Origin of the sequence: Pseudomonas protegens (assembly GCF_003732485.1) — a bacterium.
Taxonomy (GTDB): Bacteria; Pseudomonadota; Gammaproteobacteria; order Pseudomonadales; family Pseudomonadaceae; genus Aquipseudomonas; species Aquipseudomonas protegens_B.
Map to the genome: position 1 here is coordinate 214,959 of NZ_MOAK01000092.1, position 21,982 is coordinate 236,940.

Here is a 21,982-nt window from a genome sequence, read left to right on the forward strand (position 1 = left end):
CAAATCACGGAGCAGGCGGGCAGCGGATCAACCCGCCGCCGGCTGCCGTCCGATCGGTTTCAGGGCCGCCAGCCCACTTGCTCCAAGGCGGCCAGCAGGCGTTCGGGCTTCAAGGCCAGGACCTGGCTGCCGCAGCCGCTCAGGTCATCGGCGGCCAGCATCGCATTGAGGATCGCCTCCTCCACCGCGTCCGCAGCCGCCAGGAACAACGCCGAGATGTAGTCGTTATTGACCATCTGCAAAGCGGTGGTCGGCGCCCCCGGATGCCCGTGATTGGCCACTGGCAGATTGCGGTTGCCCACCGAGAACGCCAGGAAGATATCGCCACTGGAATCTTCAGTACCGCCACCGACCCGCGCCAGACCGACACTGGCCCGCTGTGCCAGCCGGGTGCACTGGTGCGGCAACAAGGGGGCATCGGTGGCAATGGTGATGACGATCGAGCCCATGCCCGGCTCGCCGACATTGCTCGCGCCCTTGAACGGCGAGGCCACGTCAGCCAGCACCCGACCCACCGGGTAACCTGCCACGCGCAACTCCTCGCGCACGCCATAGTTGGCCTGAACCAGCGCGCCGACGGTCCAGCCGCCTTGCTCCTGGCTCAAGACCCGCGATGACGTGCCGATGCCCCCCTTGAATTCGTGACAGATCATCCCCGTACCGCCCCCGACATTGCCCTCGGCCACAGGCCCGGAACAGGCTTCGCTCAAGGCCGCCGTGACATGCTCGGCCGTGACATGCTGCCCCCAGATATCGCTCAGCACGCCGTCGTAGGTTTCCAGTACCACCGGCATGCACCAGTAGGTGTGTTGCTTGGCCATCTCCCGCTCGGCCGCCACCAGCGCATCGCGTACCACGCCGACACTGTGGGTATTGGTGTAGGCGATCGGCGAGGCCAGCAGGCCCGCTTCGCGAATCCACTCAAGGCCCGTGGCGTCGCCGTTGCCATTGAGCACATGAACCCCGGCAAAGCAGGGTTCCAGGTGCGCCGATCCAGCCCGCGGCTCGATCACCGTCACCCCGGTATGAATGCAAGCCTCGGCAGTTTCCAGGCTGAGGGTGTGATGGCCGACCCGTACGCCGGGCACATCGGTAATCGCGTTGTAGACGCCTGGGGTACCCGAACCCAAGGTGATGCCAAGGTCGCGTAAACGCATTGTTGCACTCTCCACATTCGATCGATTAAGGGCTCGAAGTGTAGGAACCTGCAACGCTATTGACGATAACCCTCATTTGTTACCCCAGGCAGGGTAATGCCCGACGGAGGGCAACTAAAGCGAGCTGGTCACGCCGAAAAAGTTGATACCACCGCCGAAACAAAGTTAATAAAAATAGACCCAAAAATATTCTTGAGCGGCAGAAGTTATCAGCCTGCCTTGACCTTCGAAAAAGCCAGTCCACTCAACTCCAAACAAGCCACTCAAGAATCACAAACAGCGACTTCACCTATTAGGCAATACATTCAACCGAGCAAAATCCACTCTGAAGAGAATACCTTTCAGCGCTCCGGGAACAGCAGGGATCTACCGCGGAGCAAACCAGGGTGCCGGCACTTCAGCCTGGACCGTAATTGTTTTGATCTGGGTGTAGGCATTCAAGGTTTCACGACAGAACTCACGACCGATACCGCTGTTCTTGTAGCCGCCAAAGGCCGTGCCATCACTGATGTTGGAGTAGCGGTTGATCCATACCGAACCGGCTTCCAGGCGGTTGGCAGTGCTCATGGCGTTCTTCAGGTTGCTGGTGTAGATCCCGGCAGCCAGGCCGTACTCGGTGTCATTGGCCTGGGCGATCATCTCCTCATAATCGCTCCACTGGATCAACGACAGCACCGGACCGAAAATTTCTTCCTGGCAGATGCGCATGTGATTGCGGGCAAGCAATATCGTGGGCTGGATGAAGTAGCCTGCCTCACAACCGGCTACTTCGACCCGAGTACCACCCACCAGTAGCGTGGCCCCCTCTGCTATGCCTGCATCGATGTATGCCAGGACCTTGCGGCCCTGATTGGCGGAGACCAGGCAACTGACGCGGGAGTCTTCCTCCAGGGGCGCACCGACCCTGACCCGCTGGAACGACTCGATCAGTTTGTCCTTGAAGGTCTCGAAAATATCCGCGTGGACAAACAGCCGGGTGCCGGCCAGGCACGACTGCCCGTTGTTGTGAATGGCGGCAAAGGTGGCGTTGTCCACCACGGCGTCGAGATCTTCGACATCGGCAAACACAATATTCGCGCTCTTGCCCCCCAGTTCCAGGGTGGCCGGCACCAGGCGCTCTGCAGCCACCCCGGCAACGAGCCTTCCCACCTCGGTGCTACCGGTGAACGACAGTTTGCGCACCAGCGGATGGGCACTCAGGGCTGCGCCCACCACTTCCCCGAGACCAGGCACAATATTGACCACCCCAGCGGGGAAAATCCGCGCAATATGCTTGCCCAGCTCCAGGGTCGACAGCGAAGCGTTTTCATCGGGTTTCAGGACCACGGTGTTGCCTGCCGCCAGGGCCGGTGCCAGTTTGAACGCGGCCATGATGGCCGGTGCGTTCCATGGAATGATCTGCCCACAGACGCCCAAGGGTTCACGCTTGCCCAGGGCGTAGCCACCGGCGATCTCCCGGCCATAGTCCTCATGGGCCATGATCACCGCCGCAAAGTAGCGGTAGTGACGCACTGCTGTTTGATAGTCCTTGCGCACTTCACTGATGCAGCGTCCGACATCCTGGGCATCGATCCGCGCCAGGCGTTCGCTGTCGGCCTCCACCGCGTCGGCCAGGGCATTGATCAACCGGCCCCGCTCCTGCTGCCCCAGTGCCTTCCAGTCGGCAAAGGCCGCCTGGGCGGCGTCAACCGCACGATCTACATCAGCCCCATTGCAGTAATGGATGTGCGCCAGGCATTGGCCCGTGGCCGGATCAAGGGCGGGAACGGGAGCATTGTCGTTGCTTTCAAATACGCCGTTAATCAACGGACCGTAAACAGGATCAAATAAAACAGTCATATCAATGCCTCTACAAGTTAACGATTGAAGATCATATTGCCGATGCCCATCGAGATAAGGTTTATATATCCAGCACAACAATCTCGATGTTAGAGTTCCCTCCAGCATCTCACTATTTAAAAAGGCTTATCCATGGACCCACTTTCGGGTGTTCTTTCCTTATTGCGAGTGCGCAACTATCACTCTGCAACTTTGAAGTTGGCAGGCGATTGGGCGTTCAGCTTTCCCGAAAATGCCGGGATCAAGTTCACCACTGTGGTTCAGGGCGGCGGCTGGTTATGGGTTGAGGGCGAACAACAGCCACAACGCTTGCAACAAGGCGATTGTTTCCTGATGACCCGGGGCGCGCCCTTTGCCCTCTACAGTGACCTGACCCAGGTTCCGCTCGATTCCGAGCAGCACTTTCGGCGCATCGCCAAGGATGAGATCACCCTCGACTACGGTGGCCAGGAAACCCAGCTGGTGGGCGGTCGCTTCGAGTTCACCGGAGTGCCGGCCCAGGTCCTGCTCAGCACCCTGCCCTCCCTGGTCCACCTGACCGGCGTTTCAGCCCAGGCGTCGATCCTGCGCTGGGCCCTGGAGCGCTTTACCTCGGAGCTGCACCAGCACAAGCCGGGGCGCTCATTAATGACGGAACACCTGGCCCACATCATGCTCGTGGAAGTGCTGCGGGCGCACCTGGACACCCTCGACAGTGAAGGCACCGGGTGGTTTGCCGGCCTGGCCGACCGTCATCTGAGCGCCGCGATCAGCGCCCTGCATGGCGAGCCTGCACGGCGCTGGAGCGTGGAAGAGCTGGCGCGCCTGGCCAACATGTCGCGTTCGGCCTTTGCCCTGCGCTTCAAAACCATTGTCGGGGTCGCCCCCATGGAGTACCTGACGCGCTGGCGGATGCTGTTGGCCAGCGACCGCTTGCGCAATTCCGACGCAAGCATTTCCAGCATCGCCTTTTCCCTTGGCTATGAATCGGAAAGCGCCTTCAGTACTGCGTTCAAGCGGGTGATGAGCGAGGCGCCGAGGCACTATCAGCGCGGGCAACAAAGCCTCTAGCGCAAGCCTCCGCCGATGATCAGGGTCTCGCCGGTGATCCAGCCGGCATCGTCCGAGGCCAGGAAGGCCACCGCCGGCGCGATGTCCCGAGGTGCACCAATCCGCCCCAGTGGGGTGATGGACTCGATCTGGCTGCGGAACTCGTCGGCGAAGAAACCACTGGCGTGCACCCCCTCGGTCTCCACCAGCCCCGGGTTCACCGAGTTGACCCGGATCTTCCTGGCCCCCAGTTCATTGGCCAGGGTGCGGGTAATGGCGTCCACCGCCCCTTTGGACGCGGTGTAGACCGTGGAGTTGGCCGGGGTAAACGAAGTGACGCTGGAACTGATGTTGACGATGCTGCCCCCGGCCGGGTTGAAGTATTCAAGGGCGGCCTGGGAGCAGAGAATCAGACCCAGCACGTTCAAGTCGAAGTGCCGGTGAAACGCTTCTTCGGTGACCTCGGCCAGGGCCCCGGTGGAATAGACCCCGGCATTGTTCACCAGGATATCGAGGTGGCCGTACTGGTGGCCGATGGTCTTGAACAGCGTCTTGACCTCAAGGCCATTGGACACATCGGCCTGGACCGCAAAAGCCCTGTCGCCCTGCTCGACAATCTGCGTCACCAGCTGGTCGGCGTCGGCCTGGCTGCGGGTGTAGTTGACGATGACCGTGGCCCCCTCCGCAGCCAGTTGCCGGGCAATCTCGGCGCCGATGCCCTTGGAGGAGCCGGTGACCAGGGCGATTTTCTTTTCCAGTTTTTTCATGCTTGAACCTTGCGCTGTGCTCGTCAGTGATCCGTTCGCCCAGTGGTAGCGGGCGATGGATTGAGCTTAAGCCTGAGGTCCGGGCGTGTTAATGACTCAAAAGCCGGGAAACTTGCTCCAGCGTCCAGGGCAGTGGAAGGCTCGCTCGCCGCGTGCGTCAGGAACACTGTGAAGCGACGGCATGATGGCAGCTACACAAGGCTGATCGAAAGTTGCGGATCACAACAGGCTTTGCAGTGGGTGCCGAATGTCGCCCTCCCGGCCATTCCACCACTCGGGCAGCGGCAGCAGTTCCACTGCCACGCCACCGCGCACCAGTCGCCGGTGCAACTCCTCCAGGTAGACCAGCGTCTGTATTCTCGGCTCAACCCGCATCAGCGCTTCCCAGGCCAACTCAATGTACCTAGCATGAACCGGTGCCGAGTACTGGGGTATTAGCGAGATTAACCCGTCCTGCTCCAGCCCGAAGTTGCCCAGGTAGCTCATTGCGTTTTCGGCCACTACCGCCTGCTGCCGAGGGTCTCTCGGGCGCCGCATGAGTCGCTCCAGTTGCTGTACTGCATCCGGTGTTTGATACAAGGGGGAAGTCATGGGGTTCAGGACCCAGAGGTACTTCGACTCCCCCGTGAGATAGGCGTTGGCGATGCCGTTGGGCGTGAAGAAAAGCTCCAGGGCCCGACTGATGAGCTCCGGTATCACTGACTGGCTTATGTCCTGCAGATAAGCCATTCGCAGTTCCGGGTCCTGCCGGCTGTGAGTCAGGTTGTTCTGCAACTCCTGGGCCTGACGATAAATCACCGTAGGGTCGTTGCAACGCCGAGCAATGTCACAGGCCAGCGCCCGTTCACGTTGACGCAGCTCGCGATCAAGCGCGGTGTCATCCTGGCTCAAGAAATCAAAGAAGGTCCGGATCGCCGTAACACAGGTATCAGGTTCACGACCGACAACGGCCAGCTCACCTTCCAGCTTGCCGCCATACAACAGCGCCATCAGTTCCAGCAGGTCTACGCACTTTCCGGCGGAGCTTTCAAATGCGTCGCGCGAGTAGTTCGAGTGCGCCTCCTTGTGCAGCTGGGCATAGAGAATATTGACCGCCTTGAGCATGTCCGCAGCCACGGCCGATTCAGCTTCGCCACTTCTTTCCACTGCCCCATCGATGAATTCATGAATAATCCGCACAGCCCTGTGCTCACGCCAGGTGTTGAAGAACTGCTTGAGACCAGGAAAGGTAAAGGCCGGTACAAGCACCGCCAGGCTCATCTCGTAGTTGATTTTTTCCAGCCACGATTGGCTATCGATCCGGGCTTTCGTCACCTCCTCAAACAGCCCCAGCGCCCAGGTGCCTTGAGGGCTGTTGGCGGCATGGGGCGTCATGGCCAGCGCGGCCTGCCGGTGCCGGTTGCACGCCTCTTCATTGGGCGAAGTTAACATCGGTGGCCTGAACGCACTGCTGATCTCCTGGTAGTTCTGCGTGAAATACTCCGCCATGCCCGGCTCGCTCTCGCGCAACAGGGTCTGCAGGATAATCCCGCGCCAATCCAGCTCGTCCTTTTCGTGTCGATCATGCGCCGCGCCGAAGACCGACAGGCTGCGGCAGATGCGCTTGGCATAGCGCGGATTACCGGGAAACCACTGGGCGCACTGCTCAATGGCCAGGGGCGGCAGGAACCCACAGCTGTCCTGCAGACTCTTAGCCACCATTCTCTGCACCTGCTTGGGCGTCGGCGCCGGCAAGGTGAAGGGCACGTCGATGATCTTGTCGAGAAAATGCTGGGCAGACTCACCAAAGGCCGCGGAGTAGCTGTGCAGCGCTCGGCTGACCACCTCCTTGTCGAAGGCCAGGACAAACACGAAATCCGGCCAGTCGAGCAACTCTCGCAAGGCCAGTAGCGTCTGCGGAAGGACCTTCGGGTCGGCCCGGTCGAGGTCATCGATAAAGACGATCACCCGCCTCTTTCCCAGTTGTTGATGCAGCGCATTCAGGTCTTCTGCATCCAGCTGCAGCATGCCACTGAGTTTGTCAAAGACCACCCCCGAGACATGGGCTGCGGCACTGATCATCGGGGCGTACTCGGCGGAGTCGGGAAGCGTCACCTGCGCAGCGGAATTCGACACTTTGTTCAGGGTATCAGTGACCTTTTTGCTCAAGCGCTTCAGCCAGGGCTGCAAGGGTTCGGCCAAGCCCTTGTGCTCCAATACTGCAGTCAGTTGCAGATAGAACTGAGCAATGAACCCCTCCTCCCCTGTGACCTGCCACGCAGGAAAACGTACAACGATGTCATCTGCATCCTCGGCAATCTGCTGTAGAAAATTCAGCACACTGGTCTTGCCGCTGCCCCACTGGCCATAGAGCCCAATTCGTGTCGACCAGCCCAAGGGCGTCGCGGTAATCATGCGATAGATCAGCTTGGCCACAGGCCAACGCTCCAGGAGGTCGTCGGCGCGTTGGGTGAGCGCCGCATCGTGCCCGCCCGGGGCGGTAAAGGCCTGTGTTACCGACATCTGCTTACGTCCTTGTGCTGGTTTGCGTTTCCCTGCGGCCTATGCCGCAGGCCTTACTGCTGCTGCGGCCTGATCAGGTCGATGGAAATCATCTTGTGCATGCCACTGAGGGGCACCAGGCGCTTGATATCCATCTGGTAGAAACCGGCCACCGGGCTGATGGACGCCGGCATGGCCGGGGTGCAGCCGGTCAGGCTGTAGAGGTTCATGTGGTCGGCATTGGGGTCGCCCACGGTGCCCTGACGCATGGACAGGCTGCAACGCAGACTGCCCTTGAGCCCCGGGCCGCCGTCACCCTGGACTTCCAGGCGCAACGGGCAGACACCCATGCGTCGCCCACCCATCCAGGGGTCCTGGGCCTGCGGGCATTCCTGGTCGCCAACGGTGGCCATGACCTGGCCCACCAGCTGGCGCAGGTCTTTGTTCTGGTCGGGCCAGACTTCGCCGTTGTCGACCATGCGGTCCTTGATGAACAGCGTGTAGCGCACCGGGAAACCGACCTTGTTGCTGAGCATGAACGCGCCCTGGGAATAGGCCAGCTTGTCACCGGCCTGGCAACCGGCGCGATCGGTGACGGCAAACTCGGTGGTGTTGAGGTTCTTCATGTCGCTGCCGCCGTTGAACCTGATCAGGCACTGGGCTTGCCGGCCGTCGCGGCAGCCGTTGTCCATCAGGCGCAGACCCTGGCCGACCACAGCGCTGTCGTCGATGACAAAGCCGTTGAAGTTGGTCATGTCGCTGGGCAGCACGCGGTTGACCCGCAAGTCGACGAGAAAGTCGCCGTTGGGCGCCAGCGAGGGTTCCAGGTTCATCGAGAAGCGTGCGTTGCACTGCTGCTTCAGGGTCACCTTGAAATTCTGCACGTCCGGCAGGCCACCGATCATGCCGGCGGCTCCGAACGGCAGGCCGAGGACGCTGCCCAGGGTGGTCAGAATGCCCGAGACCATGACCTTGGTCTTGGCGTAGGCATCCAGCTCGTCGTTGGTCATGTTGCGCACTTGCGCGTCGCTGAAGTTTTTCGACTGATTCCAGTTCAAGCGGGTGGTGGAACGGATGGTCCCGCTGAGCCGGGCTTCGTCGCAGGCCCCACGCTCCTGGCAGAACTTGAGGTTGAAGCCCCAGTCCTTGCTGAAGATATCGAGGAAGTTGAACATCGGCTTGCTCAAGGCCATCACCAGCATCCCCTGCTGGCGCGCGCCGATGACCACGGGTCCCGACTCCAGGCCCTTGACGGTGGCGTAGCTGGGCACATCGACCGGGTACTTGCGCTCGAAGTCCGAGGAATTGACGTTGAAAGGCGGCTCGAAGGTAATGGGATAGTCGCCTTCATTCTCGATCACCAGGGTGATGAAATCAGGCTCCGCCGCCTGGACCTCAAGACTTAGCGCGACCAATGGCAGGCCTAGCAGGCAGCTTGTCAGCAACGTTGTCTTGCAACGGGTCCAGAGTCGGGTTCTACGCATCGCCAATCCGTGAGCATGAGTGAGGGGCGCTCACTTTAAATGCTTTATGGCTTATTGCCACCCCTCCCTCTGCTTATTCCGGATCGGCGTCAGCCTCCCCACTCGGCCGATGGCAGCCCCACTTCACAGGCCACCTCCCAACCCAGTTTGTGTTGCACCTTGAACAGTTCAGCGTCGTTGCGAATCCCCAGCTTTCTGAAGGCCGCCTGTTTCTGGCCACTGATGGTCTTGATGCTGCGGGAGAACTTGCTGGCGATCTGGGTGATTCGCTGGCCATTCAACACACAGCGCAGGACTTCACTCTCTTTAGGCGAAAGCAGTGACGAGCCCCCCCCTTGCGATAGGCCTGAGCTTGGGGTTTCACTGGTCAATTTCACCCGACCCATTTCAAAAGCCATCAACGACGACAGATAGATGCCTTCGGACATCACTGCGCGAATGGCCGGGACCAGGTCTTCCAGGGGCTGTGACTTGCCCAGAAAACCATTGGCTCCGGTATCGATGATCTGTTTGACAAAAAACGGCGTCTCGGTGGCCGAGGAAACCAGGATCTGCAATTGCGGATACTTGTTACGTAGCAGGCGGATCAAGCGCAAGCCGTCCAGGTCACCTTCGCCGAGCTGATAGTCGAGTATCAATAGATCCAGCTCGGTGTAACGCAAGGCCGACATCAATTCAGTGCTACTGGCATAAAGACCGATTACGGTCAGGTCAGCTACCTCTTCCATGTGTAACTGCAAGGCCATGCGGATCAGCGCGTGGTCGTCCAGTACCGCGATGCGTATTGGCCGATTCAGGGGGCGCGACATAGTTCCTCCGAGGCGTTTGAGTCTGTGCCGAATACTCTAACGAGTTTACTGGCCAGGCAGATACAAGATACGTCTCGATACGAGGCAAGAGCGTTCTTGAATCTCCAGCATCGCTGCACCTCGCAGCCAGGGTCATGAGAGGCCTGTATATTCGCAGTAACGCTCTCCTCGCCCCACAGCCAGTATTGCCTCGGCATACGCTTGCAGCGGCTGGGTCTTGTACAACACGCCATGAGCGCCACGAGCCAGCAGTAAACTGGTGGCCACTGCATGGGGATGGTTCAACAGGGCCAGAATCTTCAGCCTGGGGTACTTCTGACTCAGGGCCTCGACACACTGACTAGGATCCTGATCGATGAGGTGACCGACCAGTAGTACGTCGAGCCGGTCCTGCCGGACCGAATCCAGGATGCCTTCGGCATTGTTGTAGACGCCAGCCAGTGCCAACTGCGGTTGACCCGCTACGTGCTTGCACAAGCCGTACCGAACAATCGCATGCTGTTCCAGTACCCCAACCCTTATTTTCAGCATTCGCCAGCCCCGCCAGTTTGCCTATAGCCTGCGGCGGGCCTGACTAGTGATCACTGAAAGACCGCTCTCAAACGCCACAGATGCATCCGTGAATCGTTGAGCAGACTAGATAAACCGACGGAATCAAGCTTTAGGAATTGTCTTGAAATGCTCCAGGCGGAGGCAAACTCGCAGCAAGACCACTGTGGCAGCGACAGGTCGGCCACAAGCAAGAATTCTCTCGGATATACCCAAGGCAACTCCCGCATGATCGACAGTAATATCCTAGTGACCACCAAGGGCTTATCCGGCATTATTTTCAGAAATTAACCGGGCTTTTTAGGAGAGATCCCAGATACATCCGATTTTCATTTAATCGCTAAAAGATGTTGGTCCCTTAACACTTCGATATTTCGATTCTGGATAACCAGGCATGAACAAAAATGTACTGATCGTTGATGATCACCCGGTGGTCTGTGAAGCCATTCGGCAGACCCTGGAAGGCCAGGGTTACACCATTGTTGGAGAGACACCGGACGGAATCAGCGCCCTGGGCATGATCGAGGCGCTCAAACCGGAAGTGGTGATCCTGGATGTCAGTCTGGAAAAAATGGACGGTCTCACGGTACTCAAACGCATTGCCCTGGCGAATTTTGATGTACGTGTCCTGGTTTTTACCGCGCAGTCTGTCGATACCTATGCAATGCGTTGCCTGCAGGCCGGTGCCAGTGGTTTTGTCAGCAAGAACGAACCCCTCAGCAAGCTCCTCAAGGCCGTCGATACCATTATCGAGGGCTATGTGTTCTTCCCCAAGAAATCCATGCCCTTGCTGGATACCGAGGGCTATAAAAACGGCAGCGACATGTTGCGGGTGCTGACCAACCGTGAAATGGAAATTCTCAAGCTACTGGCTGAGGGCCTGACCAACCTTGAGATTGCCGAGAAACTGCACCTGAGCAACAAGACCGTCAGCGGTCATAAAATCAACATTCTGAGCAAACTTGGCGTAACTTCAGTGGTGGATCTGGTCAATATTGCCAGACAGAACAATATCGTCTGAGCATCCCGACTTGAAATCATTGACGTGCATTCTGCTCTCTGTGCTGATGACGCCCTTGCTCACAACACCGCTTTGCGCCCAGGACTCGGAGATCAAGATACATGCCCTTCAGCCACTGGAGTTTCTCAAGCTGAGCCTCAGCGATCAGGAGCAGACCTGGTTGCGACACAAGCAGTCACTGGTGGTAGGGGTCGTTGAGCGGGACTCCCCTCCCTACCATGAGATCAATGAACGCCAAGAACTGGAAGGAATTAGCGCCGACTACCTGGCGGCGCTGCAGCGAGAACTCGCGACGCCGATTAGGGTTCAAACCTACCCTTCGGCAGAAGATGCCTACCGGGCACTGTTCCTGGGTCAGATCGACATGGTGGATAACACCACCCAGGACGAGGCCAACCACTATCAGATGGCGCTAAGTCCGTTATACGCCGTCACAGAACTGGCACTGTTTACCGAAAGCGGGGATTTAAACGACTACAGCAGTAACCTCGACCTGACCACTACCCGAATTGCCGCTACCCGGGGCATGGCGCTGGAACTCTATCAGCGTACAGGCGGGCAAGGTCCGATCACTTTGTATGAATCCTCCCTGGCAGCCATGGCTTCGGTTCTCGATGGCGAGTCGGATGCCTACCTTGGAGATACCCTGTCCACCCGTTATCTATCCAGCCAACTGTTCAGCAGCCAACTGGTCGTCAACATCAGCAGACTGAGACCGGAAATCCGCGTCGGGTTCGCCGTTGCCCAAGGTAATGCCCCCTTGCGCGGCCTGCTCGATAGGGCACTGGGTAGCCTTACACACTGCCAGATAGCCAGCGCTCTAGCCCTCTGGGGAGGCGACCAGACCTGTGGTCCGAGTAGTTTTCGCACAAACCTGAATGCTGCCGAGCGCGATTGGCTGGATAACACGCCGCCGGTGCGGGTGGTGATCAGCGAAGACTTGGCGCCCTACGCCTTTTTCAATCCCCGGGGGCGTTTCAACGGTATTGCCTCAAGCCTTTTAGAAATCATTCGGCGCAAGAGCGGTCTGCGCTTCGAAATACTGAGAGTCCCCTCTGTCCACGACGCTGATACCTGGTTGCACGACGGGCGTGCGGACCTCAGTGTGCTGACCCATATCGGCCCCCACCAAAGAGCACTGGCATTCACTCGCGCCTTCGTCACCACGCCTTATGTGATCGTGCGACGCAAGGATGCCGCGCTGCTGATGCTCAACAGTTACACCAGCGGCAAGGTCGCCACTGCCAACGGTTATCTACAACGGGATCTGCTAAGCCGCACCTACCCAAACCTGCAGATAGAGGAAACCCGGACCATTGCCGAAGCCTTCAACCGGGTCCGCACTGGCAGAGTGGACTACGCCTTGGCCCCAGCCAATCTGGCGCGCTATTACCTGTCCTACAAATATGAGAACGACCTGAAGATCAACGGCATCATTTCCGGGCAAGAGGCCCAGATAGCCTTCGCAGCACCCGAGACCAAAGCGCTGCTGATCTCGGTCCTGGACAAAGCCTTGGCTCAGATCGGCCCTCAGGAAAAGCTGCAGCTCATCGACCGCTGGCGCGCCAACTCGGCCACCGATGACAAATATTGGGAGGGCACGACGTCGTTCATCTGGAAAACCCTGGCTACCTTGTGCGTGATGCTGCTACTGGCCGCCTGGGGGATCATCAGCCAACGCCGGCGAATCATTCGCAAGCACTCCGACTTGCAACAGCGCCAGCTACTGCTGGATCAACTGCGGGCCGCCAAGGAGTCCGCAGAAAAAGCCAGCCGCAGCAAGAGCGTGTTCCTGGCCACCATGAGCCATGAGATCCGTACCCCCCTCAATGCCATCATCGGCATGCTGGAGCTGGTGCTGACTCGCAGAAAAAACATCGCCCTGAATAACCAATCGGTGCATATCGCCTATGAGTCGGCCCAGGATCTACTGGCCCTGATTGGCGATATTCTCGACATCTCGCGAATAGAGTCCGGCAATCTGACTTTGCGTCCGGAGATCGCCAACCTCAAGGAGCTGATCGAGACCGTCGCCAAGGTATTCCAGGGACTGGCCCGGCAAAAGGACCTGTGTATCCAAGTGGAGCTGGACGCTCTGGCCAGCGAGCAAGTGTGGATCGACGGCCTGAAGTTCAAACAGATTCTCTCCAACCTGATGAGCAATGCGATCAAATTCACCGAGCGGGGCGGCATCCGCATTCGTTGCCTGATCGAGGATAGCGATGAGCGCTCGCTGGCCTTGCGTGTCAGTGTGATCGACACCGGTCCAGGCATTGCACCCTCTCAATTGGAAAAGGTGTTCACTCCCTTCTTCGAGATCGACAGTGCGATCAACAACCCCAACACCGGTTCCGGGCTGGGCCTGTCCATCAGTCACTCCCTGAGTACCCTGATGGACGGCAGCCTGATCGTTCAGAGCGAGCTGGGGGTCGGTACCACCATCACGTTCAGCGCGCGCTTCGAGCGAGTCAGCAAAGAACCCGGGGAACTGCTCGAGCAGCCGCAGCAGAGCCGGTCCAGCACGCTGGACCAGGCACTCACGGTGCTGATCGTCGAAGACCATCTGCCCAGCCAGTACCTGCTGGATCAGCAACTCCACTACCTGGGACATGACGTGCTGATCGCCAGCAACGGCCTGGAAGGCCTGGCCATGTGGCAGGAGCATGACATCGACATCATCATCACCGATTGCAACATGCCGGAGATGAGCGGCCACGACATGACCCAGGCAATCCGTCGCATGGAAGGTCAATTGGGGGTACGCCCCTGCATCATTGTCGGCCTCACCGCCGGGGCCCTGCGCGAAGAACAGGAACGCTGCCTGGCCTCGGGCATGAACAGTGCCCTGGCCAAGCCGGTCAATCTGGCGGGATTGAACCGGGTCATTCCCATGTTCAACCGGGCTCCCGAGGCTGAGGAAGTGCCAATGCCGGGGGGGGATGGTCATATCCGGAACGCCATGGCCAAGCATGTGATCAGCAGTAATGTCCAGGAACTGCAAGCCTTGAGCCTGGCCATGGCCGAGAACAATCGTCCGGCCCTGGGCGCCATTGCCCACAAGCTCAAAAGCACCGCCTACCTGCTCGACATGCAGGCTCTGCTGGAGTTGTGCGAGAGCCTGGAGGCACTGCTTGCCAGCAACGCCCAGCAACAGCAAGTCAACCATGCCGTGACTCGCCTGGAACAGGCACTGCAAGCGCTGAATCAATCATTGCAATCACCCTGAGCCCAGGCTCGGTTGTTCTCGAGGATGCAGTTGAGCCTCGCATCGGCCCGACCTGGTTTGAAAAGACTTGCTAGATCACCTTGACTCGTCGCTTCAACGTCTCGCTGGGCAACTCCTTGAACAGCGCCCGGTAGCTGCTGGAGAAGCGTCCCAGGTGCCAGAACGACCAGTGCATCGCCACCTCGGCCACGGTGGTTTCGTTGGGACCGCGGCTGAGCAGTTCCCGGTGCGCGCTGTTGAGCCGGCGCAGGCGCAGCCATTGACTGGGGGCCATGCCGGTAAAGGCCTTGAAGGCACTCTGCAACTGGCGCAGGGAGACCCCGGCCACCTGGGACAGCTCCAGCAGGTTGAGGGTTTCTTCGGGGACGTCGGCGGCCCATTGCGCCACTCGCTGCATGATGCCCCGCTCCTCGTTGCGCCGTTGCAGGCCGCCCGGGTCCAGGCGCACGCAGGCGTTGTCGAGGATGTACAGGCAGTCGTCCAGCAATTGCTGAGTCAAGGCTTCGCGGCTGGGTGGGTCGAGGGTCTGGGACAAACGGGTCAAGGTGGAACTCAGCCAGCGGCAGAACAGGGCATTCTGCTGGTTGGTCAGCGGCGCCATGAACAGACCGTCCAGGCGCTCCACCCCCAGGCCCTGGCGCTGGACGAATTCGGGGCCGAACACCACCGCCACTTCCTGGTAGTTCTCCGGGGTGATCCAGATGTTGCGGCTCTCGCCATTGAGCAGGTACAGGGCGTTGTCGCTGCGATCGAAACAGAACGCCAGGGCGCCCTCGGGGGCGCTGAAATTCTGCTCGACCCGGGTGTTCATGCACTCCTCGTAGATCTCCACGCCCTGCAGGTCGAGGTAACGCACCAGGCCGTTGAAATGCCCGGGGGACATCTGCTGGTAGTGCTGGACCCAACCCGGGGTGGCACGGATCTGATCGGCGACATCGAAGGTGTTGAAGGCTTGGACCTGGAGCGGATTGGACGCTGTCATCGGGGGACCTTGCGCACTCTTTTGGTGCGCTTTGGTGCTGCTTAAAGTGGATAGATGGAACAACAAGGCTCGCCCAAGATAGTCGCCAATGCGCCGCAGGGGAAGCCTTGCCGGGATACTCCCGCTCACCTCGGTGCAGACAAAACCAATCATCGAGGTCTTTATGAACGCCCCTTTCGATCAGCTTTCCTCCTGGCTGAAAGATCACAAGATTACCGAAGTAGAGTGCGTGGTCAGCGACCTGACCGGCATTGCCCGCGGCAAGATCGCGCCCACCAACAAGTTCCTGCACGAGCGCGGCATGCGCCTGCCGGAAAGTGTCCTGCTGCAAACGGTAACCGGGGATTTTGTCGACGACGACCTGTACTACGAACTGCTGGACCCGGCGGACATCGACATGGTCTGCCGCCCCGACTCGTCATCGATCTACCTGGTGCCCTGGGCCATCGAGCCCACGGCCATCGTCATCCACGACACCTTCGACAAGTTCGGCAACCCCATCGAGCTGTCGCCGCGCAACGTGCTGAAAAAAGTCCTGCAGCTCTACACCGACAAGGGTTGGCAGCCGATCGTCGCTCCGGAAATGGAGTTCTACCTGACCCAGCGCTGCGAAGACCCGGACCTGCCGCTCAAGGCGCCCCTGGGCCGTTCCGGCCGCGCGGAAAGCGGTCGCCAGTCGTTTTCCATCGATGCCGCCAACGAATTCGACCCGCTGTTCGAAGACGTCTACGACTGGTGCGAAGCCCAGGGCCTGGACCTGGACACGCTGATCCACGAAGACGGCCCGGCGCAGATGGAGATCAATTTCCGTCACGGCGATGCCCTGGACCTGGCAGACCAGATCACCGTGTTCAAGCGCACCCTGCGCGAGGCGGCACTCAAGCACAACGTCACCGCCACCTTCATGGCCAAGCCGGTGGCCGACGAGCCCGGCAGCGCCATGCACCTGCACCAGAGCGTGGTGGACATTGCCACCGGCAAGCCGATCTTCGTCGATGCCGACGGCCAGAAGAGCCAGCTGTTCCTGCACCACATCGGCGGCCTGCAGAAATACATCCCCAAAGTGCTGCCGATGTTCGCCCCCAACGTCAACTCGTTCCGCCGCTTCCTGCCGGACACCTCGGCCCCGGTGAACGTCGAATGGGGCGAGGAAAACCGCACCGTCGGCCTGCGTGTGCCCACCGCCAGCCCCGATGCCATGCGCGTGGAGAACCGCCTGCCCGGCGCCGATGCCAATCCCTATCTGGCGATTGCCGCCAGCCTGCTGTGCGGCTACCTGGGCATGGTCGAGGGCATCGAGCCCAGCGCCGCGGTGGAAGGCCGGGCCTACGAGCGGCGCAACCTGCGCCTGCCGATCACCATCGAGGACGCCCTGGCCCACATGGAGGATTGCCCGACCATCGAGCAATACCTGGGGCGCAAGTTCGTGCGCGGCTACGTGGCGGTCAAGCGGGCCGAACACGAGAACTTCAAGCGCGTGATCAGTTCCTGGGAGCGTGAGTTCCTGCTGCTCAGCGTCTGATTTGCCCGCAGTCTGCAATCAACAAAAACAACCCGAAGAGGTGTCGACATGCGTCTTTTGCAAGCAGTGATCCCGGCCGCACTGGCGGTCTTGTGCAGCACCGCCGTCCAGGCCCAACCCAGTGTCAGCGTGTACAACTGGACCGACTACATCGGCCAGACCACCCTCGCCGACTTCCAGGGGCAAACCGGGGTCAAGGTGATCTACGACGTCTTCGACTCCAACGAAACCCTGGAGGGCAAGTTGCTGGCCGGGCGCACCGGCTACGACGTGGTGGTGCCCTCCAACCATTTCCTGGCGCGCCAGGTGAAGGCCGGCGCGTTCCTCAAGCTCGACCGCTCGCAGTTGCCCAACTGGAAGAACCTGGACCCCAAGCTGCTGGCGCTGCTGGAGCAGAACGACCCCGGCAACCAGTACTCGGTGCCCTACCTGTGGGGCACCAACGGCATCGGCTACAACGTCGACAAGGTCAAGCAGGTGCTGGGCATCGACCACATCGACTCATGGGCGGTGCTGCTGGAACCTGCGAACCTGAAGAAGCTCCAGCAGTGCGGGGTGTCGATGATGGACTCGCCGGATGAAGTGTTCCCGGCGGTGCTCAACTACCTGGGCCTGGACCCGCGCAGCGAGAACCCCGAGGACTACAAGAAGGCCGAGGCCAAGCTGCTGAACCTGCGCCCCTACATCACCTACTTCCACTCCTCCAAGTACGTTTCGGACCTGGCCAACGGCGATATCTGCATCGCCTTCGGCTATTCCGGCGACGTGTTCCAGGCCGCCAACCGGGCCAAGGAAGCCAAGAACGGGGTGAACATCGCCTATTCGATTCCCAAGGAAGGCAGCAACCTGTGGTTCGACCTGCTGGCGATTCCCGCCGATGCCGGCAACGTCAAGGAGGCCCACGCCTTCATCAACTACCTGCTGGACCCGCAAGTGATCGCCAAGGTCAGTGCCTACGTCGGCTACGCCAACCCCAACCCGGCCTCCCAGCCGTACATGGACACCGAGCTGGTGAACAATCCCGAGGTGTACCCGCCTCAGGACGTCCTCGACAAACTGTACATTTCCACCACCCAGTCGCCGGCCATCATGCGCTTGATGACCCGCTCCTGGAGCAAAGTGAAGTCCAACAAATGATTCAGCCAAACCTTTCAGGCAGTGCCAACGGGCACGCCCGCTCCTACTACGCCGCCTCGGCCGGCAGCCTGCCCGGCTACCCGTCCCTGGACGGTGACCTGAGCGCCGACGTCTGTGTCATCGGCGGCGGTTTCACCGGGGTCAATACCGCCATCGAACTGGCCCAGCGCGGGCTGTCGGTGATCCTCCTGGAAGGCCGACGCATCGGCTGGGGCGCCAGCGGGCGCAACGGCGGCCAGCTGATCCGCGGCATTGGCCACGACGTCAGCGGCTTTGCCCGCTACGTCGGCAAGGAAGGGGTGAAATACCTCGAGCATGCCGGGATCGAGTCAGTGGACGTGGTGCGTCAGCGCATTGCCGAGCACGGCATCGACTGCGACCTGCGCTGGGGCTTCTGCGAACTGGCCAACACCCCGGCCCAGTTCGCCGCGTTCCAGGCCGAGCAGGACAACCTGGTCAAGCTGGGCTACCGCCACCCTACCCGCCTGGTGGCGCCTCAGGACATGCATCAGGTGGTGGGCTCCCCGGTGTATGCCGGGGGCCTGGTGGACATGGGCTCGGGGCATCTGCATCCACTCAAGCTGGTACTGGGGGAAGCGCGGGTCGCGGCCTCCCTGGGGGTGAGGATCTTCGAACAGAGCCCGGTGCTGGAGCTGGTTCATGGCAATCGGGTCGAAGTGCGTTGCGCTACAGGCACCGTGCGTGCCGCCAGCCTGGTACTGGGTTGCAATGCCCACCTGGATGGACTGGAGCCACGCCTGAGCGGCAAGGTGCTGCCCGCCGGCAGCTACATCATCACCACCGAGCCATTGCCAGAGGCGCTGGCGACACAGTTGATCCCGCAGAACCTGGCGCTGTGCGATCAGAAAGTGGGCCTGGACTACTACCGGCTGACGGCGGATCGGCGCCTGCTGTTCGGCGGTGCCTGCCACTATTCAGGACGAGATCCTGCGGACATCGCCGGCTACATGCGGCCCAAGATGCTCAAGGTATTTGCCCAGTTGCAGGATGTGGCCATCGACTTCCAGTGGGGCGGCAAGATCGGTATCACCGCCAATCGCTTCCCCCAGGTGGGTCGCCTGCGCCAGTACCCCAACGTGTACTACGCCCAGGGCTATTCCGGACATGGCCTGAATGTCACCCACTGGACCGCACGGCTGCTGGCCGAAGCCATTCATGCCGGCCACAGCCATGGCCTGGATGTGTTCAGCGCCGTGCCCCACATGACCTTCCCGGGCGGCCCGGCGCTGCGCGCGCCGTTGCTGGCCCTGGGCATGCTCTGGCACCGCCTGCGTGAAACCCTCGCCTGACGCCCCACCCCGCACTGCACCACCGTAGGAGCCGGCTTGCCGGCGAAGAGGCCTTCGAATCCTGCACCGCCCCCGCCGACGCCTTCGCTGGCAAGCCAGCTCCTACAACAACACCCACCCTCCCGTAGGAGCCGGCTTGCCGGCGAAGAGGCCCTCGAATCCTGCATAGCCCCCGCCGACGCCTTCGCTGGCAAGGCAGCTCCTACCCGCAGCGGGGCCTATGGGAAACGGCGCTGCAGGAAATCCAGCAGCAATTCGTTGACGTGCTGCGGCCGTTCGCTCTGAATCCAATGCCCGCAATCGGCCAGTACGTGCTGTTCGAGGTCGCTCACCCGACCCGGCATGCGCTTGAGGGTGTGGGCTTCGAGGACGCCCACCGGGTCGCGGTCGCCAATCAGGAACAGGGTCGGCGACTGCACCTGGGCGTCCTGCAGAAACTCGGTGCGCTGCCAGGTGCGCTCAAAATTTCGGTACCAGTTCAGGGCACCACGAAATCCCCGGCCGGCGAAGGTCTGACGATAAACCTGGAACGCTTGCTCGGAACACCAGGCAGGCAGCCCGTCCGGCACCGTGACCCCGTCAAACAGCCGCGCATCGGCCGGTTTCGGCACCAGCAGCGCACCGACGTTGCCCATGAACAACCGCAGGCTGGCGTCGATGTCGCCATCGAGCTCCGCTTCCGCAACCCCTGGCTGCTGAAAATAGAGGATGTAGTTGAAATGCTCACCATGCACCTGGCGCATGATCTCGCTGGCCGGGCGTTTCGGCCGCCCGGCAAAGGGCACTGACAGGGTCACCAGCGCGCCGACTCGCTGGGGTTCCAGCAGCGCCAGGTGCCAAGCGACGGGCGCACCCCAGTCATGGCCGACCATGCACACCCGCTGGTGGCCGAAGGCGTCCATGGCCTGCTGGATATCGGCGCACAGGGTCAGCAGATCGTAGGCCTCGACGGCCTCGGGAGCGGAGCTGCGGCCATAGCCGCGCATCTCCGGCACGAACACCCTAAACCCGGCCGCCACCAGGGCCGGCACCTGATAGCGCCAGGAATACCAGCACTCTGGAAAACCATGGAGCAGCCAGATCGGCCGCCCCTGCTCGGGACCGGCCACCTGGACGCTGAGTTCGATGCCGTTGACGGACAAAAGGTGCTGTTGATAGGCAGTCATGTCGGGTGCTCCAAAGCCGGTGCCGGGAGCAGAACCTAACAGATGCCGGTGGCGATCCCGGTCATCATTGATCAGTCGAATGACCGGACTGTTCAGCCGGGAATCAAGCCCGCCAGGGATTGGCTGTGCTGGCGGATCAGGCGTTGGGTGTCGAGGACCTTTTCCAGGGCCTGTTCCGAATCCGGGTCCTGCATCGGCGCACGGATGGCCGCCGATACCAGGCTGATCAGCTTGGCCATGACTTCGGCGTCAGTGGCCGGACGGCCCAGGCTCATGGCCTGCATCAGCAGGCGCAGCTCGGTGCCGGCCATCACCCCGGAAATCGCCTTGAGGGCAAACTGCAGGCGCACCCCCAGCTCGTTGCGCGGCAGGTCCGGCAGGGCCAGGGCAAAGGCCTTGAAGAAGCGCTCGAATACCGGCTGGTAGTGTTCCTTGAGGTATTCCTGGATGAAGGGCGAGGTGTCGCTGTACACCCGGCCAAGAAAACGAATGAACGAACGGCCTTCCACGCCGCCGTTGGCATCACTGCGCTCCAGGCCCATGGCCGGGGCGAACAGCACGCCGAGCAGGGTCTCGCAATCCAGAGGTCCCTGAGCCTGCTCTTCGCATTTGGCCAACAGCTCCAGGCGCTGATCGTTGAGGGGGCCCAGGCGCTGCATCAGCAGGGCTTTCATCAGCGAATCCTTGTCGCCGAAGTGATAGTTCACCGCCGCCAGGTTGACCTGGGCGCGCTCGGTGATCTGACGCAGCAGCACGGCGTCGTAGCCGTACTTGATGAACAATGCCTCGGTCGCTTCCAGCAGTCGGGTCTTGGTGACATTGGGGGCACTGAGTTTCTTGGCGACCATGGAGGACTAACCTTTGCTGGGATGAAAAACTGACCGTTCGAACAGTGTTTTAAAAAAAAATTTGATTTTTTATACCCGTGAGAAGCCCTAAAAGCAAGCGTCCAAGGGACGTCCCCAGCGGCCCAAGGCCGTTTTGTGACCCATGGGTTCCTGTCGGAAATTTGCCGAAAAAAGCCCGCAATTACCCGGTTCAGACGGCTGGCGCACCAGGATGAACGCAGTTACTATTCAAACAAAGTTTTTAAAATAATAAATAAAACCAGAGCTTGGCGTTGCCCCTGAATCCCCGCTGCACGAACCGTACGCGGTGGGAGTGTTCAAGCATTCAGTCGAGCCATCCGGCGCGGTAAGCGATGACAGCGACGATAATCGACCCAGGTTTTATCTCCCTGCAGGGCATAGGCAAGAGCTATCGGCTGGCGGAGCAACCGCTCCATATTCTCAAGAACGTTTCCCTGTCCATCGAAGCCGGTGAAAGCTGTGCCATTCTCGGTGCCTCCGGTTCCGGCAAGAGCACCCTGCTCAACATCCTCGGCCTGCTGGACCTGCCCGACAACGGCGACTACCGCTTTGCCGGTCACGATATCTTCCGCGCCAGCCCCGACCAGCTGGCGGCGATCCGCAACCAGCAGATCGGCTTCGTCTTCCAGAGCTT

The 21,982-nt window shown here is 60.5% G+C and carries 17 protein-coding genes; 7 read left to right on the plus strand and 10 right to left on the minus strand.

The features are described 5' to 3' along the window. Nucleotides 1–59: 59 nt before the first annotated feature. Nucleotides 60–1,157: a DmpA family aminopeptidase gene (locus BLX41_RS33025; protein ID WP_123728252.1), complete on the minus strand. Its 1,098-nt coding sequence runs from the start codon at nucleotides 1,155–1,157 to the stop codon at nucleotides 60–62. A gap of 366 nt (nucleotides 1,158–1,523) precedes the next feature. Beyond that, entirely contained in the window at nucleotides 1,524–2,996 is a 1,473-nt protein-coding gene (locus BLX41_RS33030) for an aldehyde dehydrogenase family protein (protein WP_123728253.1), read from the minus strand. 132 nt (nucleotides 2,997–3,128) lie between these two features. Between BLX41_RS33030 and BLX41_RS33035 the strand changes: the two genes are divergently transcribed. Next, entirely contained in the window at nucleotides 3,129–4,046 is a 918-nt protein-coding gene (locus BLX41_RS33035; protein WP_123728254.1) for an AraC family transcriptional regulator, read from the plus strand. On the opposite strand, the gene BLX41_RS33040 is transcribed toward BLX41_RS33035, so the two are convergent. The 5 genes from BLX41_RS33040 to BLX41_RS33060 form a co-directional block, all read right to left on the minus strand. Then, nucleotides 4,043–4,792 carry an SDR family NAD(P)-dependent oxidoreductase gene (locus BLX41_RS33040; RefSeq protein WP_123728255.1) on the minus strand — a complete coding sequence of 250 codons (750 nt, stop codon included), beginning with the start codon at nucleotides 4,790–4,792 and terminating at the stop codon, nucleotides 4,043–4,045. The two genes, BLX41_RS33035 and BLX41_RS33040, sit on opposite strands and share 4 nt — an antisense overlap. Before the next feature lie 219 nt (nucleotides 4,793–5,011). After that, nucleotides 5,012–7,294: a KAP family P-loop NTPase fold protein gene (locus BLX41_RS33045; protein ID WP_123728256.1), complete on the minus strand. Its 2,283-nt coding sequence runs from the start codon at nucleotides 7,292–7,294 to the stop codon at nucleotides 5,012–5,014. Nucleotides 7,295–7,347: 53 nt separating this feature from the next. Then, entirely contained in the window at nucleotides 7,348–8,757 is a 1,410-nt protein-coding gene (locus tag BLX41_RS33050) for a hypothetical protein (RefSeq protein ID WP_148059809.1), read from the minus strand. A gap of 89 nt (nucleotides 8,758–8,846) precedes the next feature. Beyond that, nucleotides 8,847–9,566, minus strand: coding sequence for a response regulator transcription factor (locus BLX41_RS33055; protein ID WP_123728258.1), 720 nt, complete (start codon nucleotides 9,564–9,566; stop codon nucleotides 8,847–8,849). A gap of 132 nt (nucleotides 9,567–9,698) precedes the next feature. Continuing rightward, nucleotides 9,699–10,097: a response regulator gene (locus tag BLX41_RS33060; protein ID WP_123728259.1), complete on the minus strand. Its 399-nt coding sequence runs from the start codon at nucleotides 10,095–10,097 to the stop codon at nucleotides 9,699–9,701. A 412-nt stretch (nucleotides 10,098–10,509) separates the two neighbouring features. Here BLX41_RS33060 and BLX41_RS33065 point away from each other — a divergent pair, with 412 nt between their 5' ends. Next, nucleotides 10,510–11,136, plus strand: a complete 627-nt coding sequence (locus BLX41_RS33065) for a response regulator transcription factor (protein WP_123728260.1) — start codon at nucleotides 10,510–10,512, stop codon at nucleotides 11,134–11,136. Nucleotides 11,137–11,146: 10 nt separating this feature from the next. Then, entirely contained in the window at nucleotides 11,147–14,362 is a 3,216-nt protein-coding gene (locus BLX41_RS33070) for an ATP-binding protein (protein WP_259745528.1), read from the plus strand. A 70-nt stretch (nucleotides 14,363–14,432) separates the two neighbouring features. On the opposite strand, the gene BLX41_RS33075 is transcribed toward BLX41_RS33070, so the two are convergent. Further along, nucleotides 14,433–15,344: a helix-turn-helix domain-containing protein gene (locus BLX41_RS33075; RefSeq protein WP_123728262.1), complete on the minus strand. Its 912-nt coding sequence runs from the start codon at nucleotides 15,342–15,344 to the stop codon at nucleotides 14,433–14,435. A 163-nt stretch (nucleotides 15,345–15,507) separates the two neighbouring features. On the opposite strand from BLX41_RS33075, the gene BLX41_RS33080 reads away from it, so the two are divergent. From BLX41_RS33080 to BLX41_RS33090, 3 genes are read left to right on the plus strand one after another with little or no spacing between them, the layout of a single operon-like run. Then, nucleotides 15,508–16,866, plus strand: coding sequence for a glutamine synthetase family protein (locus tag BLX41_RS33080; protein ID WP_123728263.1), 1,359 nt, complete (start codon nucleotides 15,508–15,510; stop codon nucleotides 16,864–16,866). A gap of 48 nt (nucleotides 16,867–16,914) precedes the next feature. Beyond that, entirely contained in the window at nucleotides 16,915–18,003 is a 1,089-nt protein-coding gene (locus BLX41_RS33085; protein ID WP_123728264.1) for a polyamine ABC transporter substrate-binding protein, read from the plus strand. Beyond that, nucleotides 18,000–19,313, plus strand: coding sequence for an NAD(P)/FAD-dependent oxidoreductase (locus BLX41_RS33090; RefSeq protein ID WP_123728265.1), 1,314 nt, complete (start codon nucleotides 18,000–18,002; stop codon nucleotides 19,311–19,313). The genes BLX41_RS33085 and BLX41_RS33090 overlap by 4 nt, the downstream gene beginning before the upstream one ends. A 218-nt stretch (nucleotides 19,314–19,531) precedes the next feature. Here the strand turns inward: BLX41_RS33090 and BLX41_RS33100 are convergent, their stop codons facing one another. Then, nucleotides 19,532–20,479 (minus strand): alpha/beta fold hydrolase, encoded by a 948-nt coding sequence (locus tag BLX41_RS33100; protein WP_123728267.1) that lies wholly within the window; start codon nucleotides 20,477–20,479, stop codon nucleotides 19,532–19,534. Between the two features lie 92 nt (nucleotides 20,480–20,571). After that, on the minus strand, nucleotides 20,572–21,327 hold the full coding sequence (locus BLX41_RS33105) for a TetR/AcrR family transcriptional regulator (protein WP_123728268.1): 756 nt from the start codon (nucleotides 21,325–21,327) through the stop codon (nucleotides 20,572–20,574). A gap of 353 nt (nucleotides 21,328–21,680) precedes the next feature. On the opposite strand from BLX41_RS33105, the gene BLX41_RS37040 reads away from it, so the two are divergent. After that, nucleotides 21,681–21,982: ATP-binding cassette domain-containing protein (locus tag BLX41_RS37040; protein WP_259745531.1), on the plus strand; the 302-nt coding region annotated here is incomplete at its 3' end.